This window comes from Pseudomonas sp. LSJ-87 (genome assembly GCF_032971465.1).
GTDB lineage: Bacteria > Pseudomonadota > Gammaproteobacteria > Pseudomonadales > Pseudomonadaceae > Aquipseudomonas > Aquipseudomonas putida_Z.
Map to the genome: position 1 here is coordinate 220,667 of NZ_JAWJYQ010000006.1, position 24,844 is coordinate 245,510.

General features: G+C 59.3%; 18 protein-coding genes and 1 pseudogene. 16 read left to right on the top strand and 3 right to left on the bottom strand.

The window, feature by feature from the left end:
• Window positions 1–32 precede the first annotated feature (32 nt).
• The 15 genes from RYH74_RS07400 (at window position 33) to RYH74_RS07470 (ending at window position 12,146) form a co-directional block, all read left to right on the top strand.
• Window positions 33–1,553: an ABC transporter substrate-binding protein gene (locus tag RYH74_RS07400; protein ID WP_317409175.1), complete on the top strand. Its 1,521-nt coding sequence runs from the start codon at window positions 33–35 to the stop codon at window positions 1,551–1,553.
• A gap of 12 nt (window positions 1,554–1,565) precedes the next feature.
• Window positions 1,566–2,207 carry a SurA N-terminal domain-containing protein gene (locus RYH74_RS07405; protein WP_085588441.1) on the top strand — a complete coding sequence of 214 codons (642 nt, stop codon included), beginning with the start codon at window positions 1,566–1,568 and terminating at the stop codon, window positions 2,205–2,207.
• 248 nt (window positions 2,208–2,455) lie between these two features.
• Window positions 2,456–2,989 (top strand): response regulator, encoded by a 534-nt coding sequence (locus RYH74_RS07410; protein WP_031325917.1) that lies wholly within the window; start codon window positions 2,456–2,458, stop codon window positions 2,987–2,989.
• A gap of 60 nt (window positions 2,990–3,049) precedes the next feature.
• Window positions 3,050–4,855, top strand: a complete 1,806-nt coding sequence (locus RYH74_RS07415; protein ID WP_317409176.1) for a GspE/PulE family protein — start codon at window positions 3,050–3,052, stop codon at window positions 4,853–4,855.
• Entirely contained in the window at window positions 4,839–5,630 is a 792-nt protein-coding gene (locus RYH74_RS07420; protein WP_317409177.1) for a hypothetical protein, read from the top strand. Before RYH74_RS07415 ends, RYH74_RS07420 begins: the two co-directional genes overlap by 17 nt.
• A gap of 1 nt (window position 5,631) precedes the next feature.
• A complete protein-coding gene (locus RYH74_RS07425) occupies window positions 5,632–6,174 on the top strand; it encodes a PilN domain-containing protein (RefSeq protein ID WP_317409178.1) in 543 nt (180 codons plus the stop codon).
• Window positions 6,161–6,724: a GspMb/PilO family protein gene (locus RYH74_RS07430; protein WP_085615416.1), complete on the top strand. Its 564-nt coding sequence runs from the start codon at window positions 6,161–6,163 to the stop codon at window positions 6,722–6,724. Before RYH74_RS07425 ends, RYH74_RS07430 begins: the two co-directional genes overlap by 14 nt.
• Window positions 6,724–7,233, top strand: coding sequence for a hypothetical protein (locus tag RYH74_RS07435; protein WP_286101780.1), 510 nt, complete (start codon window positions 6,724–6,726; stop codon window positions 7,231–7,233). Before RYH74_RS07430 ends, RYH74_RS07435 begins: the two co-directional genes overlap by 1 nt.
• On the top strand, window positions 7,230–9,095 hold the full coding sequence (locus RYH74_RS07440) for a secretin N-terminal domain-containing protein (RefSeq protein ID WP_025339365.1): 1,866 nt from the start codon (window positions 7,230–7,232) through the stop codon (window positions 9,093–9,095). The genes RYH74_RS07435 and RYH74_RS07440 overlap by 4 nt, the downstream gene beginning before the upstream one ends.
• The gene (locus tag RYH74_RS07445; RefSeq protein ID WP_015270589.1) at window positions 9,092–9,571 is read left to right on the top strand and encodes a type II secretion system protein; all 480 of its coding nucleotides are present in this window, start codon (window positions 9,092–9,094) and stop codon (window positions 9,569–9,571) included. Before RYH74_RS07440 ends, RYH74_RS07445 begins: the two co-directional genes overlap by 4 nt.
• A 5-nt stretch (window positions 9,572–9,576) precedes the next feature.
• The gene (locus RYH74_RS07450; protein ID WP_024087221.1) at window positions 9,577–9,951 is read left to right on the top strand and encodes a type II secretion system protein; all 375 of its coding nucleotides are present in this window, start codon (window positions 9,577–9,579) and stop codon (window positions 9,949–9,951) included.
• Window positions 9,926–10,453 (top strand): type II secretion system protein, encoded by a 528-nt coding sequence (locus RYH74_RS07455; RefSeq protein WP_013972856.1) that lies wholly within the window; start codon window positions 9,926–9,928, stop codon window positions 10,451–10,453. Before RYH74_RS07450 ends, RYH74_RS07455 begins: the two co-directional genes overlap by 26 nt.
• On the top strand, window positions 10,450–10,851 hold the full coding sequence (gene csgE, locus RYH74_RS07460) for a curli production assembly/transport protein CsgE (protein ID WP_013972855.1): 402 nt from the start codon (window positions 10,450–10,452) through the stop codon (window positions 10,849–10,851). Before RYH74_RS07455 ends, csgE begins: the two co-directional genes overlap by 4 nt.
• Entirely contained in the window at window positions 10,848–11,261 is a 414-nt protein-coding gene (locus tag RYH74_RS07465; RefSeq protein ID WP_075045050.1) for a curli assembly protein CsgF, read from the top strand. Before csgE ends, RYH74_RS07465 begins: the two co-directional genes overlap by 4 nt.
• A gap of 33 nt (window positions 11,262–11,294) precedes the next feature.
• The gene (locus RYH74_RS07470; protein ID WP_317409180.1) at window positions 11,295–12,146 is read left to right on the top strand and encodes a CsgG/HfaB family protein; all 852 of its coding nucleotides are present in this window, start codon (window positions 11,295–11,297) and stop codon (window positions 12,144–12,146) included.
• Window positions 12,147–12,286: 140 nt separating this feature from the next.
• On the opposite strand, the gene RYH74_RS07475 is transcribed toward RYH74_RS07470, so the two are convergent.
• From RYH74_RS07475 to RYH74_RS07485, 3 genes and pseudogenes are all read right to left on the bottom strand, one after another.
• Window positions 12,287–17,521 (bottom strand): RHS repeat-associated core domain-containing protein, encoded by a 5,235-nt coding sequence (locus tag RYH74_RS07475; protein ID WP_317409181.1) that lies wholly within the window; start codon window positions 17,519–17,521, stop codon window positions 12,287–12,289.
• The gene (locus RYH74_RS07480; RefSeq protein WP_317409182.1) at window positions 17,518–22,821 is read right to left on the bottom strand and encodes a hypothetical protein; all 5,304 of its coding nucleotides are present in this window, start codon (window positions 22,819–22,821) and stop codon (window positions 17,518–17,520) included. Before RYH74_RS07480 ends, RYH74_RS07475 begins: the two co-directional genes overlap by 4 nt.
• Window positions 22,822–23,505: 684 nt before the next feature.
• Window positions 23,506–23,616, bottom strand: a pseudogene (locus tag RYH74_RS07485) (IS5/IS1182 family transposase); the annotation flags it as partial.
• An 80-nt stretch (window positions 23,617–23,696) separates the two neighbouring features.
• Between RYH74_RS07485 and RYH74_RS07490 the strand changes: the two are divergent.
• A complete protein-coding gene (locus tag RYH74_RS07490) occupies window positions 23,697–24,680 on the top strand; it encodes an IS5 family transposase (protein ID WP_317409183.1) in 984 nt (327 codons plus the stop codon).
• Window positions 24,681–24,844 lie beyond the last annotated feature (164 nt).

Consider the following 24,844-nt stretch of genomic DNA (forward strand, 5'->3'; position numbering starts at 1 on the left):
CGGCGATGAGGCCTGAGCAGGCTGGAAAAGCCATGAGCACGATCCTGGTTGTGCTTTTGAGCCTGATGTTTTGTGCTCCGGCCTTTGCCCTGGACCTCAGCGCCAACGAACAAGCCGGCAAACACCTCTACCGCCAGGGCGTCTCCAGCAGCGACGCACAGCTGCAGGCCCGGGTCGGTGCCAGTGACATGACGGTCCCCGCCAGCGTGCTGCCCTGTGCCAGCTGCCACGGCAACGATGGCCGCGGCCGCGCCGAAGGGGGTGTACGCCCGCCCAGCCTCGACTGGCAGCGCCTGGCGCAAGGCCAGGGCGAACGCGAGGTCAACGGCCGCCGCTATCCGGCCTACACCGACAGCAGCCTGGCCCGGGCCATCCAGCAAGGCATCGACCCGGCCGGCAATCGCCTGGACCCGGCCATGCCACGCTTCGAGCTGACCCTGGCCGACCAGCGCAACCTCACGGCCTACCTCAAGCGCCTGGCCCAGGAGCGCGACCCCGGCGTGGAGGAGGGCGTGCTGCGCCTGGGCACCTTGCTGCCGGCATCCGGCCCGCTGGCCGAGGCCGGGCAGGTGGTGCGTGCGGTGCTGGAAGACGGCCTGACGCAACTCAACCAGCAGGGTGGCATCCACGGGCGACGCCTGGAACTGGTGGTGCTCGACCCGGGCGCCGACCCGGCCAGCGCCGAACGGGCACTGCAGCAGTTGCTGGAGCAGGAACGGGTGTTCGCCCTGATCGCGCCATTGGTACCCATGCTCGACCAGCGCCTGGCAACCTTGCTGGCGCCACACAATGTACCGCTGATCGGCAGCACCCCACGAAGCGGCGGCAGCCCACAGATTTTCGACCCGTTGCCCGGCTTGCCCGCGCAATTGCTGAGCCTGGCCGGCCACGCCCGCGCAGCGCTGGGCCTGGCAGCGGGCGACCTGCGTGTGGTGTATGCCGGCAATGAACATGCGGCGTTGGCCGAACAGGTGCGCGAACGCCTGCTGCAGCAGGGCTGGGCAACACCTGCGGCCCAGGCCTTTGCAGGAAAAGCCGTGGACGGGCAGGGCATTGTCTTCCTTGGCCGTGCCCAGGCCTTTGCCGAACTGGCTTCGGCGCTGCAGTCAGCCGGCCGCCAGCCATACCTGTTTGGCGCCTCCAGCCAGGTGACCGGCGCCGTGGCGCGCTTGCCCGAGTTCTGGTCGCAACGGGTGTTCCTGGCTTATCCCTACGTGCCCGAGGACTGGACCGAACAGGGCCTGGCGACCCTGGCCGGCCTGCAGCAGCGCCAGGGCCTCGACCCTCGCCAGGCGTCGTTGCAGGTCAACACCCTGTGCGCCCTGCGCCTGTTGAGCGAAGCGTTGAAGCAGACTGGCCGTGACACCAGCCGCGAGCAGCTGATTGCCGCGCTGGAGGGCCTGCATGATGTGTCCACCGGCCTGACCCCGGCCCTGGGCTTCGGCCCCGGTCGCCGCCAGGGCATGGCCGGTGCCCATGTGGTGGCGGTGGCCCTGCCCGGGCCGCGCTTTACCGCGGTCACCCCGTACCGGCCACTGCCGGACAGCCCTTGAGCGGAGGTTGCCATGCGTGTTCTGTTGTTGTGCCTGTTGCAGGTGCTGGCCAAGGCAAGCTGGGCCGATATGCCGGCGGCACGGGTCAACGGTGTGGAGATCGAGACGATGCGCCTGGAGCGCTATTTCAGCGAATACCTGGACGCCCAGGGCCGCGCGGTGGCCAGCATCCGCAACCCGAACCTGTACCAGCGCCTGCGCGATCAGGCCCTGGATGAACTGATCGACAAGGAGCTGTTGTGGCAGGAGGCCCAGCGCCTCGGCATAGCCATCAGCGACGAGCAGGTGTCGGCGCATGTGGGCGAGATCGAGGCCGCGCTTGGCAGCCCGGCAATTTTTGAGCGGCGGCTGGCGGAAGCGGGTTTCGATAGGGCACAGTACAATGAGTACACCCGGCGCGAGCTGGCCGCGCAGCAGGTGTACGCCCAGCTCAGCGCGGTCGCCGCGCCCAGCGAGGCCGAAGTGGAGGCATTCTATGATGCCAATTCGCAAAACCTGCAAGGAGTGCAGCAACAAAGTGACGAGCCTTCGGTCATACGCGAACAGGGCCTGGTCCTGGCCAGGGCCACGCTCATCGGGCAGCGGGAGGCGCAGGCGCGCCAGTCCGTGCGCCAACGTTTGCGTGCGTCCGCTACCGTGGAGATCGCCGACTGAGGCCCCTGATGGCGTTTCCCCAATGCTGGGGAATAACGAAATGGCAGTGTGCCATCAGTTTCCCCGCATGTGGGGAACGGGGCCGGTGCGCCTGTTTGCCGCGTTGCGGATAGTGATCGGCGCTCCAGCAAAATCAATGAGTTACGGTTATTCAGCATGACTATTCACGCCTGGCACGAAGCCTGCTCAAGCCTGTACAGGGGCGCACTTCGCAGACCGGGTTACCGGGCAGTTCTTGGGAGTCGACCTTGGTGAACAGAGTATTGGTAGTCGATGACGAACAGACTCTTGCGCAGAACCTGCAAGCGTACCTGCAGGCGCAAGGCCTGGAAGTTCATGTTGCCCACGACGGTGCCAGTGGTATCGAGCAGGCTGCAAGCCTGGCACCGCAAGTGATCGTGCTGGATTACCGCTTGCCCGACATGGAGGGTTTTCAGGTTCTGGAGACCGTACGCAGGAACAGGCAGTGCCACTTCGTGCTGATTACCGCCCACCCCACCGTCGAAGTGCGTGAGCGGGCCGCCGAACTGGGTGTGAGCCATGTCCTGTTCAAGCCGTTCCCGTTGGTGGAACTGGCCCGTGCAGTCTTCGACCTGATGGGCATCGAGCGCCGGCGCAGGGCCACGGACAACCCGGCTGAAGGGTTCGTCGAACGACGCCAGAACAGGAACGAATCGTTCCCCCTGCAGTTGTACGATGGAAGCTGGGTATTGGCCGACCGCCGCCGTAACGGCGCCAAGCCCCCAGGGCCCGACGACGATCAACTGCTCACAGGGGAATAGCGGCGCCCGCACCCCTGGCCGAGCCAGCCTGCGACGCGCCCCTGAGCGGAGTCGCAGGCCATGCCAGAAGCATTCGATGCAACCCAGGACGCTCCACCGCCTGCACCGGCCTCTTCGCGGGTAAACCCGCTCCCACAGGGGCACTGCAATCCTGAAGATATCGAAAATCCTGTGGGAGCGGGTTTACCCGCGAAAGGGCCGGCACAGGTAAAAGCATATTCTGCCTACCCCCGCGACCTCTTGGCCCAGGCCCGCCTGCAAACCAGCGACGAACGCCTGCTCACCCGCCTGGAACAGCTGGCCTGCGACACCCCCGACACCTTCACCCAGCGCCTGGGCCTGACCCTGCATTACCCGGTGCTGGGCAGCCACACCTTGCTGGCCAGCACCCCACGCTTCGACAAGGTCAGCCTGGCGATGTGCCTGAAGCGTGAATTCGTGCTGATCGAGCAGGGCGGCCAACTGCTGGGCGTGTTCGCCGACCCCTTCGACCACGCCCGCCTGGCCTGGATCGACGACGTGCTGCAAGGCGCACCGCTGTACCTGGCCCACGCCGCCGACCTGGCCACCTTCCTGGCCCGCCACGAAGAAAGCTTCCACGCCGTGGACGCCCTTGACCACGACGCCGAAACCAGCAGCGAAAGCGACCCGCTGCAGCGCCTGTCGCTGGCCAGCATCAGCGAAGACCAGAGCCGCGTGGTCAAGCTGGTCAACTCCACGCTGTACGACGCCCTCAAGCTGCACGCCAGCGACATCCACCTGGGCATGACCGGCCAGGGCCTGACCATCAAGTACCGCATCGACGGTGTGCTAAACGGCGCCGGCAAGGCCAGCGGCAGCGCCTTCGCCGACCAGGTCATCTCGCGCATCAAGGTGATGGCCGAGCTGGACATCGGCGAAAAACGCGTGCCCCAGGACGGCCGTTTCAAGGTTGCCGTGGGCGACCGGCAAATCGACTTCCGGGTATCGATCATGCCCAGCATCTTCGGCGAAGACGCCGTGCTGCGGGTGCTCGACAAGCAGGACCTTTCCGACCGGGTCAGCGGCGTGCAGCTGCAGGCCCTGGGCTTTGCCGAGGAAACCCTGCGCGCCCTGCGCCGGCTGGCCGCCGAACCCTACGGCATGATCCTGGTCACCGGCCCCACCGGCAGCGGCAAGACCACCACCCTGTACGCCATGATCAGCGAGATCAACCACGGAGTAGACAAGATCATCACCATCGAGGACCCGGTCGAATACCAGCTGCCCGGCGTGCTGCAGATCCCGGTCAACGAGAAGAAGGGCCTGACGTTCGCCCGCGGCCTGCGCTCGATCCTGCGCCACGACCCGGACAAGATTCTGGTCGGTGAAATCCGCGATCCGGACACCGCGCAAATCGCCGTGCAGTCGGCGCTCACCGGCCACCTGGTGTTCACCACCATCCACGCCAACAACGTGTTCGATGTGATCGGCCGCTTCAGCCAGATGCAGGTCGACCCCTACAGCTTCGTCTCTGCGCTCAATGCGGTGCTGGCCCAGCGCCTGATCCGCCTGGCCTGCCCGCACTGCGCCACGCCGTGCGAAGTCGACGACGACACCCTGTACGGCGCGGGCCTGACCCGCGAGGGCGTGGCCGGCTGGAGGTTCGTCCGCGCCCAGGGCTGCGGCCAGTGCCGCGGCAGTGGCTACCGCGGCCGCAGCGCCATCGCCGAACTGCTGCACCTGGACGACGACCTGCGGCAGATGATCGTCGAGCGCCGCCCCCTGTCGCAAATCAAGAACCTCGCCTGCCAGCGCGGCCTGCGCTTGCTGCGGGCCTCGGCCCTGGACCTGGTCCGGGATGGCCGTACCACTCTCGAGGAGATCAACCGTGTCACATTCATCTGATCGTGGCGCTTACAGATACAGTGCCGTACTCGGCGCCGAAGGTGTAGGCCTGGGTAGCTGGCACGCCAATCACCACCAATGGCTGGGCAGCCGCGACTTCACCTGCGATGCCGCCCAACCGGCCTGGGAGGCCGCCGTCGATGCCCTGGCCACGCTGCTGGGCGAGCATGCCGTGCGCGGTGCCCAGTTGCGGGTGCTGCTGTCGGCCCGCTACAGCCGCTTCTGCCTGGTGCCCTGGAGTGATGCCATCAGCCACCCGCGCGAGTTGGACGCCTACGCCCGGGCCTGTTTCGAAAACCTCTACGGGCAGCCGCTGGACGACTGGCGCATCGTGCTGTCGCCCGAGCCGGCCGGTGCCGCACGCATCGCCACGGCGCTGCCCGAAGCCCTGCTGCAGCGGCTGCAGGCGCTGGGGCGGGAAAGCCACCTGAGCCTGCGCTCGGTGCAGCCGTACCTGATGGCCGCCTACAACCGCTGCTCGGCACAGCTGGAGCAGGGCGACTTCCTGTTCGTCCTGGCCGAACCGCGCCGCAGCGTGCTGCTGCTGGCCGCCGGTGGGGCCTGGCAGCAAGTGCTGGCGCAAGGCTGCGCCGACAGCGACCAGGCCCTGCAAGCATTGATCGAGCGCACCTGCGAGCTGTACGGCGAGCACCTGCCACGGGTCTACCTGCATGCCCCGGGCCGGGGCGAGGTGCCGCAACTGGCGGCGGTGCAGCTGTGCCAGCCGGCCAGCGACGCCGACCCGCTGTGCGCCATGTGGCGGGCGGTGGCCTGACATGCGCCGCCTCGACCTGGAATTCCAGCCCCGGCGCAACAGCCCGTTGGCCTGGTCGCTGCTGGCCGTGGCGAGTGCCATGGTCGCCGGCCTGGTGCTGCTGCAACAAAGCTTGCAGGCCGAGCAGGTCGAAGTGGAGGCCAGCGTGCAAAGCCTGGAGCAGCAACTGGGCCGTCGCCCGGCCACTGTCGCACCGCTGGGCAGCGCCGCCAGCCGCGAACAGGCCGAGCGCCTGGCGCAGATGCAAAGCGTGTCGCAGCAGCTGCAACGGCCCTGGCAGCAGCTGTTCGCCATGCTTGAAGCGCAACCCCAGGACGATGTGGCGCTGCTCAGCCTGGCCCCCGACGCGCGCAAAGGCCAGCTGCGCATCACCGCCGAGGCGCGCAACCTGGAAGCGATGCTGCAGTACCACCAGCGCCTGGAAGCCAGTGCCGAGCTCAGCGATGTGTCGCTGCTCAACCACGAGGTGCTGGCCGCGCAGCCCGAGCACCCGGTGCGCTTCACCCTCACCGCCACCTGGGAGACCGGCCATGCGCGCCCGTGAATCGCTGAACAGCCTGATCCTCCAGGAACGCCTGCGTCGCGTCGGCCCGGTCGGCCTGGCTGCGGTTGCGGTGGGCCTGCTGGCCGTTGGCGTGCTGTGCGGTGGGGTGGTGCCGCAATGGCAGAACCTGCGCGAACTGCGCGCCGCCGAAGCGGACGCCAGCGTGCAGGTCGAGCGGGTCAGGCGTGGCGAGCTGAAAATCGCCATCAAACCCGAGCAGCAGGCCCTCGACAGCCTGCGCCAGCAACTGCCGGGGCAGCCCCGGGCCAGCGAGCTGATCGAGCGCCTGTACCACTTGGCCAGTGCCGAGCATATCAGCCTGGCGCGTGGCGAATATGCCCTGGGCATCGACCCCAGGACGCAACTGGCGCGTTACCAGATCGTGCTGCCGGTGCGCGGCAGCTACCCGCAGATTCGCGGCTTCCTCAGGGGCCTGCTCAAGCAGTTGCCGACCCTGGTACTGGAAGACCTGGAGCTGCAACGCAAACGCATTGGCGACAGCGAGCTCAACGCCCGCCTGCGCATGACCCTTTACCTGTCGAGGTCGTGATGAACACACAACGTGCTGTCATCTGGGTTGGCTTCCTCGGCGTGAGCGCGGCGCTGGCCTGGGCCCCGGGCCATTGGTTCGGCGAGGAAGACAGTGTTGCCCCCTTCGCGGGCAAACCCACTCCCACAAAATCGGCGGTATCCACGGTCCCTGTGGGAGCGGGTTTACCCGCGAAAGGGCCGGAACAAGCCTCAAGAGATCTCTTCCCAACCCAGCAATGGACCAAACCCCAGGCCCTGGCCACCGTCACCGAACAACCCGTGGTCACCGCACCCGCCGTAGCCGAAGCCCCGACTGCCCCGGCCCTGCCATTCCAGTTCATTGGCCGCATCGGCGACCGCGACGACCTGCAGATCTTCCTGCAGAGCGGCGAAAAACTCTACGTCGTGCGCCAGGGCGACGTGATCGAAGACACCTACCGCCTCGAACGGGTATCGGCCAGCGAGCTGCACCTGGTCTACCTGCCTTTGCATCAGTCGCAGACTTTGTCTGTAGGGAGCGCACCATGAAGTCGTCAAAGCTGTGCAAACCGGCTCCGTTCCTGCTAGTGGCGCTGTGCGTGGCCATTGCCGGCTGCGGCTCCAGCGCGGTACGCAAGGACAGCGACCAGCTGATGAAGGAGGGCCAGTACGAAGCCGGCATCGCCCGCCTGGAAGAAGCCCTGCGCGAGGACCCGCGTGACACCGAGCTGAACATCGCCCTGGCCCACAGCCGCCAGGCCGCGGTCGAAGCGCTGCTGACCCAGGCCGACGCCGACCGCATCCGCCACGACTTCGCCAGCGCCCGCATGGGCTATGGCCGGGTGCTGACCCTGGAGCCGAACAACCGCCGCGCCCAGGAAGGCATCCGCCAGCTGGAGCTGATCCGCACCCTCGACGAGCGCGTGGCGCTGGGCCAGGCGGCGCTGCGCCAGGGCGACCTGTTCGGTGCCGAGCGCTACATGCGCGAAGTGCTGCGCCTGGACCCGCAGAACCAGAAGGGCATTGCCCTGCGCAGCGACATCGAGAACGTGCAGGCGCGCACCGCGCAACCGTTCCCGCAGCTGCGCAGCAAGCTGGAGCGGCCGGTGACCCTGGAGTTTCGCGATGCCAACCTGAAGACCATCTTCGAGGTGCTGTCCCAGGTCGCCGGCATCAACTTCATCTTCGACAAGGACATGCGCCCGGACATGAAGGCCACCATCTTCGTGCGCGAGTTGCGCATCGAGGACGCCGTGGCGCTGCTGCTGGAACAGAACCAGCTGCGGCAGAAGATCGTCAACGAAAACACCCTGATGATCTACCCCGACTCGCCGCAGAAGACCAAGGACTACCAGGAACTGGTCATGCGCACCTTCTACCTGACCAGCATCGACTCCAACACTGCGCTGAACATGGTCAAGACCATGCTCAAGACCCGCGACGTGTTCGTCGACGAACGCCTCAACACCCTGACCATGCGCGATACCCCCGATGCCGTGCGCATGGCCGAGAAGCTGCTGCAGTCGCAGGACCAGTCCAACCCCGAGGTGGTGCTGGAAGTGGAGGTGATGGAAGTGGCCACCTCGCGCATCCTCGACCTCGGCCTGCAATGGCCCAACACCTTCGGCGTGCTGAGCTCCGACGGCCAGCCGGTGAGCGTGCTCGACCAGCTCAAGGGCATCGACTCCAGCCGCATCAGCATCGCGCCGGCGCCGCAGGCCAAGATCAACGCCCAGGACAAGGACATCAACACCTTGGCCAGCCCGGTGATCCGCGTCAGCAACCGTGAGCAGGCGCGCATCCACATCGGCCAGCGGGTACCGATCATCAGCGCCACCTCGGTGCCGTCCACCCAGGGCCCGGTGATCACCGAAAGCGTCACCTACCTGGACGTGGGCCTGAAGCTTGAGGTGCAGCCCACCGTGCACCTGAACAACGAAGTGGCGATCAAGGTAGCCCTGGAGGTGAGCAACGCCACCCCGCTGGAAGCCACGCGCCAGGGCACCATCCCGGTCCAGGTCGACACCCGCAACGCCCAGACCACCCTGCGCCTGCACGATGGCGAAACCCAGGTGCTGGCCGGCCTGGTGCGCAACGACCACAACGCCAGCGGCAACAAGATCCCGGGCCTTGGCGACATTCCCGGTCTGGGCCGGCTGTTCGGCAGCAACAAGGATGACATGAGCAAGTCGGAGCTGGTGCTGGCGATCACCCCGCGCATCGTGCGCAACCTGCCGTACCAGAGCCCGTCGGACATGGAGTTCGCCACCGGCACCGAGTCGGCCATGCAGGTGCGGCAGATGGCGCCGTTGCCGCCGGCGGATGTGCCTGGCAATGCCCCGGCCACCGATGCCCCGGTGGTGGAAAGCCAGATGGCGATCGCCCCGGCCAAAGGGAGCCCGCGGCCATGATCGCGCAGCGCCGCATGCAGGGCTTCAGCCTGATCGAGGTGGTGCTGACCCTGGCACTGCTCGGGCTGCTTGCCAGCATGGCCGCGCCGCTGACCGAAACCGTGGTGCGCCGCGGCAAGGAACAGCAGCTGCGCGAGGCGCTGTACCAGATTCGCGACGCCATCGACGCCTACAAGCGCGCGTTCGATGCCGGCTACATCGAGAAGCGCCTGGACGCCAGCGGCTACCCGCCGAACCTGCAGGTGCTGGTCGACGGCGTGCGCGATGTGCGCAGCGCCAAGGGCGCCAAGTTCTACTTCCTGCGGCGCATCCCGCACGACCCGCTGGTGGCGGCCAAGGGTGAGGACGAAGGCGGGTGGGGGCTGCGCGCCTACGACAGCAGCCCCGACAACCCGCGCGAAGGCGAAGACGTGTTCGACGTGTATTCCAAGGCCCGCGGCAAAGGCCTGAACAACATCCCCTACGGGCAATGGTGACAGCCATGAAACGCAGCAAAGGCTTCACCCTGATCGAACTGCTGGTGGTGCTGGCGATCATCGCCACGCTGATGACCATCGCCATGCCGCGCTACTTCAACAGCCTGGAAAGCTCCCGCGAAGCCACCCTGCGCCAGAGCCTGGCGGTGCTGCGCGAGGCGCTGGACCACTACTACGGCGACACCGGCCACTACCCCGACTCGCTGGAGCAGTTGGTGGAGCAGCGTTACCTGCGCAACACCCCGATCGACCCGATCACCGAGCGCAGCGATGCCTGGCAGCTGGTGCCACCGCCCGAAGGCGTGGCCGGCGGCGTGGCCGATATCAAGAGCGGTGCCACAGGGAGGGCGCGCGATGGCAGCCTGTTCGCGGAATGGTAAGGCCGACGCCGGCTTTACCTACCTGGGCGTGTTGCTGCTGATTGCGGTCAGCAGCGTGGCCCTGGCCGCCACCGGCACGCTCTGGGCCAGTGCCGCCCAGCGTGACCGCGAACGCCAGCTGTTGTGGGTGGGCAGCCAGTATGCCCAGGCCCTGCGCAGCTACTACCGCGCCTCGCCGGGGCTGGCCCAGTATCCGCAGGAACTGGCCGACCTGCTGCAGGACAACCGCTTCCCGCAGGCCAGGCGGCACATTCGCCGGCTGTACCCAGACCCCATCACCAACAGTGACGATTGGGGCCTGCTGCGCTCGATCGATGGCCGCATCACCGGCGTGCACAGCCGCTCGGACGCCACCCCGTTCAAGCGCAGTGGCTTCAGCGCCGAATGGAGCGGTTTCGATGGGCTGGAACATTACAGCGACTGGCAGTTCGTCGCCGAGCAGGCCTTTACCGAAAGTGCCGGTGGCGTGCAGACCCATGCCGGCCCGGGAGACACGCCATGAGCCGCCTGGCCGCGCTGTGCCTGGGCCTGCTGCTGGTGGCAGTGCTGGCCACCTCGGCCAGGGCCGGGGACGAGGACGAGATGCAAGGCTTCATCGTCGACAACACCATCTCGCACATCGGCCACGACTTTTACTACTACTTCGCCGACCGCCTGCGCGCCACCAGCCGGCTTGATTTCAACCTGGTGGTGCGCGAACGCCCGGATGCCCGTTGGGGCAGCCTGGTCACCGTGGAATTCGAGCGTGAGGTGGTGTACCGCCGCTTCCTGCCGCCGAACACCACCGAGCTCAAGGACGAGGCCGTTGCAGCAGCCGACCTGGTCAAGCAGCAAATCATCCAACGCAAGTTGCAACGCCTGCTGCAGGACACCACCGATCTGGAGAGGGACGAGCTATGAAGTACCACATACCCCGTTGCATCGCCGCCTGCCTGTTTGCCAGCGCATGTGCCGTCCAGGCCACCGAGCTGGTGTACACCCCGGTCAACCCGGCCTTTGGCGGCAACCCGCTCAATGGCACCTGGTTGCTGAACAACGCCCAGGCGCAGAACGACTACGACGACCCCGACCTCAAGGACCGTTCCTCGGCCTTTACCGGCACCACGGCCCTGGAGCGCTTCAGCAACCAGCTGGAGTCGCGGATGTTGTCGCAGTTGCTGGACAACATCAGTAACGGCAACACCGGCAGCATGGCGACCGATGCGTTTCTCATCGACGTCATCGACGATTCCGGGGCCTTGAGTATCAAGGTCACCGATCGCGCCACAGGAGAAATTTCGATCATTGAGGTCAGCGGCCTGAACCCTTGAGGGGGCAAGGCTATTTGTTGGGGAGAGAACACCATGAAACGTCTGCTGAGCACGCTGCTGATCCTCACCGTCCTGGGTCTGCACGGTTGTGGCCTGCGCGAACCGATGCCCGCCGAACAGGACTCGGAAACCCCGACCCTGACCCCCCGTGCGTCGACCTACTACGACCTGATCAACATGCCACGGCCCAAGGGCCGGTTGATGGCGGTGGTGTACGGTTTCCGCGACCAGACCGGGCAGTACAAGCCGACCCCGGCCAGCTCGTTCTCCACCAGCGTCACCCAGGGCGCGGCAAGCATGCTGATGGACGCCCTGAACGCCAGCGGCTGGTTCGTGGTGCTGGAGCGTGAAGGCCTGCAGAACCTGCTGACCGAGCGCAAGATCATCCGTGCTTCGCAGAAAAAGCCCGACGTGCCGGAAAACATCATGGGCGAGCTGCCACCGCTGCAGGCCGCCAACCTGATGCTGGAGGGCGGCATCATCGCCTACGACACCAACGTGCGCAGCGGCGGCGAGGGCGCTCGTTACCTGGGTATAGACATCTCCCGCGAGTACCGCGTCGACCAGGTGACCGTGAACCTGCGCGCGGTGGACGTGCGCACCGGGCAGGTGCTGGCCAATGTGATGACCAGCAAGACCATCTATTCGGTCGGCCGTAGTGCCGGGGTGTTCAAGTTCATCGAGTTCAAAAAGCTGCTCGAGGCCGAGGTGGGGTACACCACCAACGAACCGGCGCAGTTGTGCGTGCTGTCGGCGATCGAGGCGGCGGTGGGGCACTTGCTGGCGCAGGGGATTGAACGGCGGCTGTGGCAGGTGGCGGGGGATGCGGGGGAGGGGCAGGCTACGGTGGACAAGTACCTGAGCCAGAATCAACAGCCTGATTGAGCTTGAGGGCCTCTTCGCGGGTGAACCCGCTCCTACCGGTGTGTTGATATCCCGGTAGTAGCGGGTTTATCGTGGCGTCGAACCGCTGAGAAGAAGCCGGTGCAGATTACACAATCTATTGTTAATTTCCCACTGTGGTTTTAACAGTCTCGGACGTAAAGTTTAATATCGGTGTGATTTTGTGGGAGATTTGTATTGGTTGGAAAGAAATAACGTTTATTGTAGGTTACATCATGCAGCATAGGGTTGCTTTTCAATTTTAGTGATCTCAAATACATACTGTCATGAATGTATTGAGTGGCTTGTTTCACTGCATCCGGATAGGTTATCCAACCGGGGTTTCCTGGTGCTAGGGCGGCATTTGACTTTGTCACTATATGGTTGGCAATGAAGCCGATGGAATCGATGTTGTAGTTGACTGTAAGCTCGCCGACATATGCTTGCGTTACTTTTTTGCTTGCGTCTGAGAAATCCCGGGCGAGAGAATGTGTATTGCCATCTGCGGAGTGGCATATTTTTAGCTGGACGATGTCAATGTCGTCAAAGTTTATCAGGGATTTTCCAGTTGGATCTTTAAGCGCTTTCAGTTCATTATATAGTTTTTGTCCATCCCAGTAAGAATACCGTTTTAATGTCCGGCCGCCAGTAACTCTTGGGGCGCGATCAGCAATTTGTACTCGCGCTGTGACGCCGCCGTGTACGGTTGCTTTGGCAGGTGAACCATGAGCCATGACGATAAGCCGGGTAAGAGGGGCGGTGGATGTGAAGTCACACTGTAGTAAACTGGGGCCCAGCAAATAAGATTGTTCTTTCGCGACCGTTCGTAAATCGGTATCAGTAATGTGGTTGATGGCGTTCTCTACTGCGGCAGTGACAGCACGTCTGCAGCGAGACAGCTTCATTTGCAGAGAGTTAGTGTGATTGATAATGTCTGTAACGGTGTCTTGTATCTGCTTTTGCGCTTGACTGGCGGTATCCAATGCGGTTCGCGCACTGGCGCGATCCGCCTCGATTAGCTTAGCGGTTTCGGCGAGTGCTATTTTGTTTGCTTTCTTCGTGTTTTTAAAAGGATTTAGAGGTGTGAGTTGTTTGTAACAGGCTGGGCGATAGTTGTGCTTTTTTAAAAAGTCTAAAATGACATCGGTATTGGCACTGCTTTGATTAGGCATCTCATTGACGCGTTTTGTAATACGCGTCCAGTTGGCCCGAAGTTTCTCTACCTTGGCAATGGGGAGTGCCGCTGCTTGGACTGCAGTCTCGGCATCAATCAGATCTGCGATAAGTTTTGCAGTTTTGGTGTGATGGCTAGAGATAGCGGAGCTTATAGACTTCAGCTCCGCAATAGAGCTTTGTGCGGTTGTTAAAGCGTGCGATGCTGTGGCTTTAGCAATAGTTGCTATTACGTTGTCTACATCCAAGAGTGTCTTATTCAGGCGCTTAGTGCTTGCAGCCATTCGAGACAGGTTTTCCCCAAGGGATGCCTTTACATTAAAATCGTCGATCCCGATCCATAGGCCACCATTTCCACCTGGGTTGCTGGGGAACAGGATACTGGTGTTATCGAGGATATTTCCGCCCAATCGCTCAATGGTCATTCCAGATTGTGTTACGCCATTGTCAAGCGTGTTCGTGAGCGCAGTCGGCGTGGTCGGAAGCTTGGTGCAGAGGGCATGATAGGTCTGTGAGGATTTGAAGAGTGCTTTTAGGCCCCCCATTTTTATCGCGTTTCGCAGTTGAACCACTCCACGGCTTGCTCTGCGTACGACTCTGACCAGCCACAGCCCAGCTTTGCCAATACCTTTGGCGCCTGCATCAAGAAAATTGGCTGCCAGAGAACCCCACCCCAGTTTTTTTGAAAGATCCGGGTTAGTTTGCCGCAACGCCAGCTCTGCTGCGCCCAGGCCGAAACTTACAAGGCCAGCAGCAAGCAGTAATGCTCCAGCAGCACCACCCGTGATAACGGACAAGCCAACCGTTAATAGCATGCCGTAAGCGAGTAACGCCCATTCCCACCATGCAGCAGCTTCATGATGGGGTGGCTTGGTTTCGCTGATCATTTGATCCAATGAAAAAAGATTGGCCGATGCCTCCCTCCGGCTAATCATGATATGCCCGCTCGGGTCATGCCAATTTACGGGGTCACGACCTGCGCAGTAGGCCAGATTATTCAGCCCACCGTTTTCAAAGGGGCTGAGACTGTCGCTTTGGCAAAACGCCTGGTGACGGGGATTGTAGAACCTCGAGCCGAAGTGATAACAGCCTGTCACCGGGTCGACGCGTTGGCCATTGTAGCCAAGGCCACTGTTCAACTTGTTGAGGCGCTCCAGAGGGGCCTCACCCCAAGGGGTAAAGCCGACTGACTGACTTGACCAGAGTCCCGAGGCATTGAACGAGTACTCCTCGGCGCTGCTGTTTTGTGGATCCGGAAAAACATACAAGGTCTGACTGTCACCCGCTTCTTCGCCCATTTTGTGAAGCTGTACGATCAAGCCAGCCTCTTCATCAAATGTACGATAGCTTAAAGGTTGATTCTGGCTGTTCAACCAGACCTCGCCACCCAATTGATCATCGGTGTAATGCAGCACACGCCATTGCTGATTGGCGGCATCCCATTGCCCTGCTAGTCGGCCACTTTCATCGTACTCATAGGTCGTATCAGGTTGATTGTTCAGCGTCTGTGCAACAGACAGTAGTTGTCCTGTCTGGGTATACGTGAACTGGCTGTCGTTAATGTCGTTGAGTGCACTACCATTTTTATCGGTCTGAAAGGAGATGGAAGTGGGTGGTTGAGTACTTCCATCTTCACTGAAAAGCGCTACGGTCACACGGGTGCGCTGGGTGGGATGTGACGGGTCGTCATAAGCATACGCCCGCTGTTCGCCCGCGCCATCGATAAATGTCGTGGTGCAGGTAAGCAGGTTGCCAATAAAGTCATAGGTGTAAGCTTGTTCTCGAATGTGTTTGCCATTGATATCTTCAATCTCGAAACCTTCGGCTGCCTCCACCGTCCAGTGAGTAAGTTCGTTGCGTAGTTTGTCGTAGGAAAAATTTTCTGTGCGAGAGGGTTCGGTGTTTCCATTGCGGAACCATTCTTTTTTCGACAGTTGTCCGGTTTGTGACCAGCTAAGTTTATACCTGCTCTTGGTCGTGCCGTTCAAGCTGTAAATACGTTGAACTTCCCTGCCAAAATTATCGTAATCGTAATCGACAGTTAGCTGTTGTCCTTGTCGCAAGTCATCCACGGCCATACGCTTGACCGAACCCTGTGCAGTATAGAGATAGCGATATTCAAAGTGACCGCGGCGTACGCGGCTGCGCCGATTCCTCCCATCGGACCAGACTCGCTTGGCTGAACCATTCGCGAGTTGCACTTGCTCAACATTGCCACGCAGTGAGTGAAGGCTGCATTGCTCATGGGAAACGCCATGTGTCGTCCGGCGCCTGGTCAGGTTTCCAAGCAGTTGCGGGGATAACACCTCTGTGCTGATGCGAGTTTGCAGGTTGGCTCTATGAGCAGGCCGCTCTATGTGTATGGCTTTAGTGAATGCGTTGTAGGTAAACGACGCAATCATTCTTTTGCTGTTGGGGCGCTGCAGGTCGCTATGGAACCAGAAAACCGCGTTGCCATCTGCACTGCTCTCGTTCCACACCTGAATACCGTCTGGGCGCTGGTATCCATTGTCTTCGAATGTGAACGTGCGTAATGAGCCATTGGTGCCCACTGTAAGGGAACACGTTGTGCTGTTTGTTTCATCGAAGACTTGCTGTCCAAGTTGAACTTGCTGGCCGGATGGAGATTTGATGTAAATTCTAGTCGGTTTAGTGTTGAAGCCTTCGAAGGTCCAGGTTGTCGACGTGCCGTCAGGAGACGTTATCTTCGTACGCCGCCCCAGTTCGTCAAAGGTGCTTTTCCATTCCCGGGTTAAGTCGCCAATGGTTTCATTGATTTGTTCGCATTGCCCACGTGCATTAATTATTTTTTCAGTGACTACGCCGGCGGTCTGCATCTGCTGTTGTACATTGTCCCATGTGAGGTGCGACTCTCTGATGGTGACGCATCCGTTGTGATGGTTATGTTGTGTTACTTCCTGGCTGCGCAGTGTTCCAAGCAGTGGCGTGCCTGTAACGGATCTGGTTATTTGGTTTGTTGTTCCGTCTGTTTCGGTTTGCGTGTGCTGTTCGTTAATTTCCCAGAACCAATCCCGCAGTGCGCCAGACAAGCTCACCCCTTTGTTTTGAATGCACAGTCCACCTGCATGATAGTCGTAAGTGCAGCGTTCCAGAACCTCTCCAGAGGAACCATACGAAATTTCTTCAAGGCATACGAAGTCGTTGTCTTTATCGCAGACGTTGACCAGACGTTGCAATTCGCGGCGTACCGGGCGCTGAAGGCCATCGAGCAAAGTGCGCCCTTTGCGACCGTCTGGCCCAGTAGTTGTGACCCAGTTCCCCCCAGCCTCTTGACTCCACTGGTGATGAACGCCTGCCAGTCCGAGGCCATTAGCAAGGCCTGACTGGAAACAATTAGTGTCCCAAGCATAGACGGTACTGGTTAGCAATCGATCAAGTGAATCGTGCGAGCGATAGACCATTGTAGTTGGCCGGCCCAGCTCATCCTGTCTTGACTCACGGAGGATACGGCCGCTACGCCCCGAGCGTATCTGCTGAGTAACAATCGCCGTCAACTCCAGCGCGCCCAATTTCAAGGGCGACTCACCCTTTGTCCACAGCGTGCCGTTGAGGGAATCGACGGTTGTGGTTTCTTTTAATGTTTGAGTGTGGCGTGTTTCACTGTTTTTGTACCACCGTGTTGAGGTTGTCTCGGTCTTGCTCTGTACAGACCCACCGGAGTTTTCTATTTGTTGCAGACTAACCAGCAACCCTTCCCGGCCTGACGCTTTTGTGAGGGTCCACGGTGTGCTGGAAGTGTCTACCTCAACGCCCTCCAGGTTCAGAATGATGTCGGGAATCAACATACCTTGGCTGTCTCTGTTGGCACGACCGTAGCCAAACAAGGAAACACTGATGTCCGAGCGGCTTCCATCGGGGAACGTCACATAGTTGCACTGTGCAAGAAGCGGAGGGGATAGGGCATCAAAAATTTCTGGGCACGCAAGTGGTTGAGCCAAGGCGGATGTTTCACCTTGCTGAAGCCTGAAGCCTTTCAACAATTGGTTAAGCTTTGGAACCTGATCGCTTCGATCAGGCTTATCCGCACTGGCTTGGGTTGCGTAATAGCAAAGGTGCGTGGTCTGCCCATCATCGGTGACGGCTTTCGTAAGCAGTGCCGTATTCGCATCGTAGGTGAAATGTGTGGTTTCTTTCGATGCCCGCGTTTTGGCACTTTTGGCAGCGTGATCGAGATGAGTACTCATGATTGGCTCTCCGGTGTGACGCTTTTCGCATTGCGGTCGTTCAGGACCTGAGCGCGCAGGTCTTCAAATGTCACCGTTGTGCTTACTGGTTGAGTGGCCAACCGATAGATGACAGCCGGATCGGTGCTGGTGATCGCTTCTGGATAGGTATGGGTCGTCGTTTCGCGAGCAAGTCCCGGCGTTGTTTCAACGGTCTGAGTTTCGACCAAGAAGCCGTTGGTGAGCGTCCAGGTCCGTCGGGTAGACGGGCCATGATGATGGGTACCGGTTTCCAGGCTGCGGGTGCCGCTGAAGGTATCGCCTTCCTTCATTGCAAGTACGCTGGTATTACCGTCCCATTCCCAGATATATGTGATTGGGCGTTGCCCTGCGCCGGGCAACAAGGTATGGCGCACCACCCGGGAAAGCGGAATGATGCTGTTGCTGACGTCCCAGTCTTTCCACATTGGCGCGTAGCTCACGTACTCGAGTGAGCCATCATCCTCGGCTACGGAGCACAGCACGCGGTCCAGAACCGCTTCTCCCTCGTAGCCGAACACGACTGATTGTACTGGGGAGGCATCGCGCAGGCCCTGGCGTTTCAGTTGAATGAGCAGGCAGTCCTCGATAGTGAGGCTAACGGTATAGGCCTCATCGGTGTCCGGCCAGACGGTGAATTGGCTGGTGTAAGTGCCAGTTGCTGTGGGTGGTTCATGCACTGCCGTTAGCAACTGGATGGAGCCTTCAGCGATGGAGTGCAGGTGTACATGGCCTTTTCTTCCTTCCCATGACAGCGTCAGTGTGCTGCCTTGTGGTGCCGAAATCTGGCTGGGTGTCAGGATGAAGGCCTTGCGATCCATCTCGCTTTCAAGTTTGCCTATTTCGTCGAGTTTGCTTTGGAAGTTACTGCTCTGCTCGGTCGATAGCCCAGACTCGCGGAGCCATTTCTGCAGGTTTTCCTTGATCTTGCGAACCTTCAGAAGGAGCGCGTCTTTATAGTCCTTACTGGCTTCCTGACCGTCGTGGAGAGCGGGCCTGGTCAAGGTCTCTTGGCGGCCGGAGGGGTAGATCACTGTCAACGCTGTCAGGGAAGCAAAGCTGCCTGTGGCGCCTGTCAATGTGACTCCGTTGATGGCCAAGCGCTTGTTGCCTTTTGCCTTATCAATATGATCGGCGGTGAGCGTGATGGTTTGGCCGGTGTACAGCGTCAGCTTGTGTAAACGGTTATCCCAGGCGCTGAAGCGGAATGCCCAGCCATCTCCGAGAGCACTTTCGTTGGCGCGTGTGGCGCAGTAGTGAAGGTTGAGTTCTATCTCCGGTCCATTGCCCGATAACCCGCGGATTACAGCTACGGAATAATGTGCATGGAACAGCCCGGTCTTGGCATCGACACCGTTCTCACTGGCGCCGCTGACATCGTAAACCTCTGAACCTACGGTATTGGCGTAGTCTGCGCAGAGCGTGTCCTTGGGCTTGAAGTCTCGCCCAGTGTAGGGTTTCTGAATCATGAACGGAGCTTGGCCTACTCGTCGCCCTTCGGGAGTTAGGCTTCTACGCGTTGGTACGATGCCTGTTCGGCTGACGCTGCTTGCGCTGCAAATAACTTCGTTCGGTCTGATGTCGGAGGAGCGCGGAATGTAGAGTCGAAAACCACCGTTTGGTGCATTGGCATCGACGAGTAAGTCAGGTGCGAAATCTGAAGTGTAGGAAATGAATCGAATCCCTTTTTTAACAGCGCTTGCAGTGAGTTGCAGGTGAAGGTACTCGGCATTGACCTCATCGATGCGCCCCAACCGTGAGACGAGAGCTGCTTCATCCAGTAACTTGCAGATTTCAGCGATTCCAGGTGTCGCTAACAAGCCTGCAATTAGCTCTCGACTGCACTCATTTCCCTCAGGTGTGGCCGTAGCGTCATTCGTGTCTGCATCGCGGATATTATCTGACAGGTCTGATAAGCTCAGATCTTCTACGGAAAAATCTGCTCGGTCAATAATGAGATACTCAGGAAATTCCGAAAAGTTCTCATCCCTGGCAGGGGGTGTTATTTGTTTTTTTGCCAGCGCGTCGAGGCACTCAAGCACTAGATCAGCTTCTGCCGTCAACAAGGACGCGTCCTTGAAAGCGTGCAATATGTTGGCGAGATCGGGAGTATGCTCGCGCGCTTGAATGAGATGCCGAGTGTGCAGCCGATTGTTGCTTGCGAGTGAAAGAAGCTTCAGCGCGGCGGCAATAGGAAAGTAATCAGGGTTTGGCCTCGCAAAGGCGATAGTCATCTGATAGTCGTTACTTGAAACGCACTCGGTCCAATACGATGTTCCGCGAGATTCGCGCCAGGAATAATGCGGAGGTTGCGAGTTTGTACGTAATTGCCATACATCTTTTTGTGGGTAGGGTTCGTTGCCTCTTGAGAGCTTGGATGCTACCAGTGCAGGAACATTGGCCGAAGGTATGTAGAAGTCAAAGTCGGGGCGCTTCATCAGTTCGCGAGTAAACCGTTCGCGAGCTTCTCGTCGATTTACTTCTTTTCGATCTCGCTCGGTTAGAGGTTCATCACCAAAAGCGATCATGCTCGAAAAATGAGTGTGGTAGCTGGTCACATACGCCCGTTCTTCCTCTTTCAACCTGGCGTATTCTTCTGCTTCTTCCCACTGGAAATAATCGCGCACGAAAGTAAATTCAGGGTAAAGATCAGGAAGGCAGCGCGCGGCTGGGGTGGGTTCTTTTTCAATTTGACCGACAATCAGGACACTCTCCAACGCCTTAGGCAGCCACAGCGTGTGATTAGACAGATCCATTGCATCAATGACCGGCTGCGGATGTAGAGCATCCAGTGTGCCCCACCGCACGAATTGAGACCCAAGCTGCAAGGCCAATCCCCTGACCCATTGAGCGAGCGACTGGGTTTGCTCTGAATCCGCTGTGAACATCCAGGTTGAAACAGTCTGCTCGTTCCAGCGATCGGTCAGTGCCAAGGTCAAGCCTTGCTTATAATCCTGGTACAGCTGCTGAAGCGTGAGTTTTTGACCCGCCAGCGTTTCAAGCGCTGGCTCATAAGTGCCACCTAGGCTGGGAAGACCCTCTACAATGAATCTTGCAGGTAGTGGCAATAGCCACAGCCACCAACCGTCTGCTGAGTCCGGTTTGCCTTTGTGAGAATAAGCATCCCCGAGCCGTAGGCAATCTCCCAGTGCAGACGTCTGCAGCGTCTCGGCCAGTGAAAGGAGGCACGCTTGGGCATCAGACTCACCCTGCGGGACAGTGAAGCTGAGCGGCGATCCAGGCAACTGCGTGCTGCTGTATTGGTCGAGCATGTGAAACTTTATTTCCTGACCAGCCACTGGCGTAAAGGCACTCACTGCCCGATGCTTTCTGAATGACAGTGCGTCGAGTTCAACCGAAAGGTTGGACTGCTGAGGAATCCAAAGTGAGTTTCCGCTGGGCGCTGCAGTTAGGGTTACTCCATCTTCCGCTAACGCACCTGCTCGCAGCATCCCGTATTGGCTATTGGCATTGAGGTGCTGCTTGTTAATGAAGTCACAAAACCCGTTGATCCACGTACTTGAAGCGGCATTGTCCGTGGCAATTGAGTAGAGATGGGTTTCATACAGGCGTAGGGTCGTTCGGTCGCGCACTTGTACAGAGACAGTATCGCCCTCGGCGGGCGGATAATCAGGGAGGTTGCAGGCGATAACCTGATTGGCGGTGAAGGGGGCATTGGTGAACAGCCGGCAGTTATCCGCGTAGTACCATAGGCGGTTTAGCCTATGTTTTTCTGATGATTCCAGTCTTAAGAAGTCGGTGGTACGCAAAACTGTATCGGCTATTGCCATCCCGCCGGAATCTGCCAGATAACCCGCGCACATCCACTGGTTACCATCTGCCACTGCCAGCGTCGCATTGAGGGTTGAAAGAAACACCTTTGGCCAGCTTTCCAAGATGTTGTCGTCCGTCGTTGCCTGAGAGGACACAGTCTTGAGAATACGTCCATCGTGTTCACTGATGACCCAGGCTTTTACGCATTCGCCGGGTTTCAAATCGCGATCGGCTAGCAAAAAAACTGGGCTACACCACGTGTGAGCACCGCCACCGATCATGGTAGGCTCAAACCCCGTCATGTTGGGCAACATGTCGTTATTTAATGCACTGGCGGAAACAGCCCATTGTGCAGCCGGATATAATGCTTCAATTGTCTGCGCGTCTGAAGGCACGGGTTCGGCAGTGAGCTTGATGTCGGCCAGCGTGTAGACGGCTGCGATTTCGGACTCATCGATATCGACACTATCGTATGCTGCGAATTTTGCGATAGACTCGTGCTGCTGGCTCAGCGCGTCAAAGGTTTTTTTAAAGGGGATGCTGCAACCGAAAGTAATGCTGCCTGAATAAACGTCATGTGCGGTGACAAGGCCGAAATAGCCGTAGTGGCTGTCGGTTTTTTCCGGATCGCTTTCCAATAATACCAATAGTGGTCCGGTTTCAGTGGTCAAGTCATCGTGTTCGTAGACAGGCTTGACAGGTTTTGCCCCTGCTTCAAGCAAGGCATTAATCAGGTTTTTTCTTGCTGTACGCGCTTCCGTTACCGCATTGAAATCCGCTACGGCTGCCAGCGAATAAATTTTGCGGATGTGTTGAGTAGCGATGTAGATTTCGTCGTCAGGTGCACAGAAATAACTCAGGATGGGATATTTTTCCGCTAGCTCTGTTTTGACGTCCCGGAGCATTTTGTCTGTTGATACGGTGATGTGCTGTGCGTTTGACAGGAAAGGCGGGTTATTATCAAGATAACCCAGTAAACTATAGTTTTCCAGTTTTCGAAGAATAGGGTCGGTACGTTCGCCATGCGCATAATATCCCCAGGGGGTGTCGATGCTGTCATGGTGTTCCGCGAAATTTTCGATAGGGTGTTTAAGTTCAATCAGTACGGGTGTGTGGCTGGCGGAGATTCGCGCAAGTTCTCCAATGGTTTTTATCGAGGCTCCCGCTTCAATTATGCTAGATAGGAGCTCCTCGTAAACGGATTCATACTTTTCGTAAATTTCAGGGTTGCAGCTATAGAGCGTGATGACTTCGGGCGCAATGCCATGGATGTCCTTCAGAAGCTCCGTATGCGCTGGACCTAATGCGGAATCATCAAAAACAAAACGTTTGGGGTATTTTCGGCTGCTGTCCTGAGCGGCTGTAATCCCGTCGCTCTCCAGGCTCCAAAAAGTACTGTCGTTTGTATATAGGGCTCGAATTGTTATGTTATCGCCATTTTTTAGTTTGGCTTTCTCGATGACTTCTTTGTTGTAGCCTGTTTTTAATGTGTCTGAGAAACGGCCCATTGAACTATCCTTGATTATCACCATGGGTGAGAGGGCGTTAGGCCCGGTGTGAAAAGCTTTGATGCTCGGTAATGCTGCATTGAAAACCGCCTCGGCATGCTCGTTTACGATCTGTAAACTCCGCTTCCTCGTCTGCTGTAGCTTTGCCTGGCCTGAGTCTCAAGACTTTTCACACAGAGCGTAGGACCCTGAGATAAATATGTGGCATGCCCGGTACTGCACATAAAAAACTTCGGTGCCTTGAGCTTTATTCAGTTCTGAGTGTTTGTCACCTAGCAAAAATGTCAGTTACTCTGCTTCGGGAGTTGACTGTCCCGTACGCGCCACCACGGCGTGCTCCAGTTTTTCCAGGTGCGAATGCAGCCATCCACCGTTTTTGCTGGAGCTGGCCAGGGGGGACCTGTAGTGATCTTTGTTGAGCAATGAACCATGGGCTGGATTCGGCCAAGGCGGTGGTGGAGGCGTTGCTGGATGGGGGAGAGGTAGCGGCTGGTTGGGCGGAAGACGATCTCCGGTGTCTTACGGGCTTGGCGCCAGTGACATCGAGCGCCGGCCGCGCGGCACGATGTCAGCCCCCACCCAAAACCCAAGCCATGCCCCAGCCTTTTCGCCGGGCACCTGACCTCATATGCCCAGCCACTGCTGGCCTGATGGAATGCTGACCTCGTCCAGTAGCTGGGCTTAGATGTCACTGGCTTGTCCGCCAGAGAGGAGAAAACGCAGGGGTGTCCCGTTAGCGTCGCAGAGCATGTGGATCTTGGTTGTCAGTCCGCCGCGACTGCGGCCTAGGGATTCTCCGATCAAGTCAGCACAGACCATCTGACCTGTGCTGAAATAGCCCTTCGTCCAACTGCCCTCTACAAGCCCTCCATCCCATGAGTCAGATGAGCTTTTCCGATTTCGAGTACGCCGGTAAGCGCAAGCAAACCCGCCGCGAGCGTTTCCTGGCCGAGATGGAGTTGGTGGTTCCGTGGAGCGGTTTGATGGCGTTGATTGAGCCGCACTACCCAAAGGCCGGCGGTGGTCGCAAGCCGTATCCTCTGGAAACCATGCTGCGCATTCACCTGCTGCAGAACTGGTTCTGGTTGGGCGACCCAGCCATGGAAGAGGCGCTGTACGAGATCACTTCAATGCGCCAGTTTGCTCGACTGAAGCTCAGCGCTCCGATCCCCGAAGACACGACCATCATGAATTTCCGGCACCTGCTGGAGAAGCAGCAACTGGCGTCGGGCATTCTGGAAACCATCAACAATTACCTGCGAGACAAGGGCCTGTCGTTGCGCCAGGGCACCATCGTCGACGCCACCATCATCCACGCCCCCAGTTCGACCAAGAACAAGGAAGGCAAACGCGATCCTGAAATGCATCAGACGAAGAAGGGTAATCAGTATTTCTTCGGCATGAAGGCGCATATCGGTGCCGATGCCGAGTCGGGCCTGGTGCACCACGTGCACGGCACAGCGGCGAATGTGGCTGATGTAACGGAGGTCGCTCACCTGTTGCATGGCGAAGAAAATTTTATCTGTGCCGATGCGGGTTATACCGGCGTGGAGAAAAGGCCGGAGCATGATGGGCGGCCGGTGATCTGGCAGATCGCAGCCCGCCGCAGTACCTACAAGCACTTGAGCAAACGCAGCGTGCTCTACAAAGCCAGACGTAAGATCGAGAAGGTCAAAGCGCAGGCGCGAGCGAAGGTCGAACATCCATTCCGTGTGATCAAGCGCCAATTCGGCTATGTGAAAACCCGCTTCCGTGGCTTGGCCAAGAATACGGCGCAATTGACCACGCTGTTTGCACTGTCGAATCTGTGGATGGTGCGCCGGCAATTATTGCCAGCTGCGGGAGAGGTGCGCCCGTGAGGGCAGATAACCAAGGCTTTGCCTTGGTTATCCAATAATCAGCGGCTGAAAATCGGGCTTTTCGGCATTCCCAAGCCGTACATTTCCGATTGGTGGGCGACTTGTTCGGAGTTTCCCTAAGGGCAGAAGGCATTTCCGACGCGCGCGCGCACATAATGCATGGT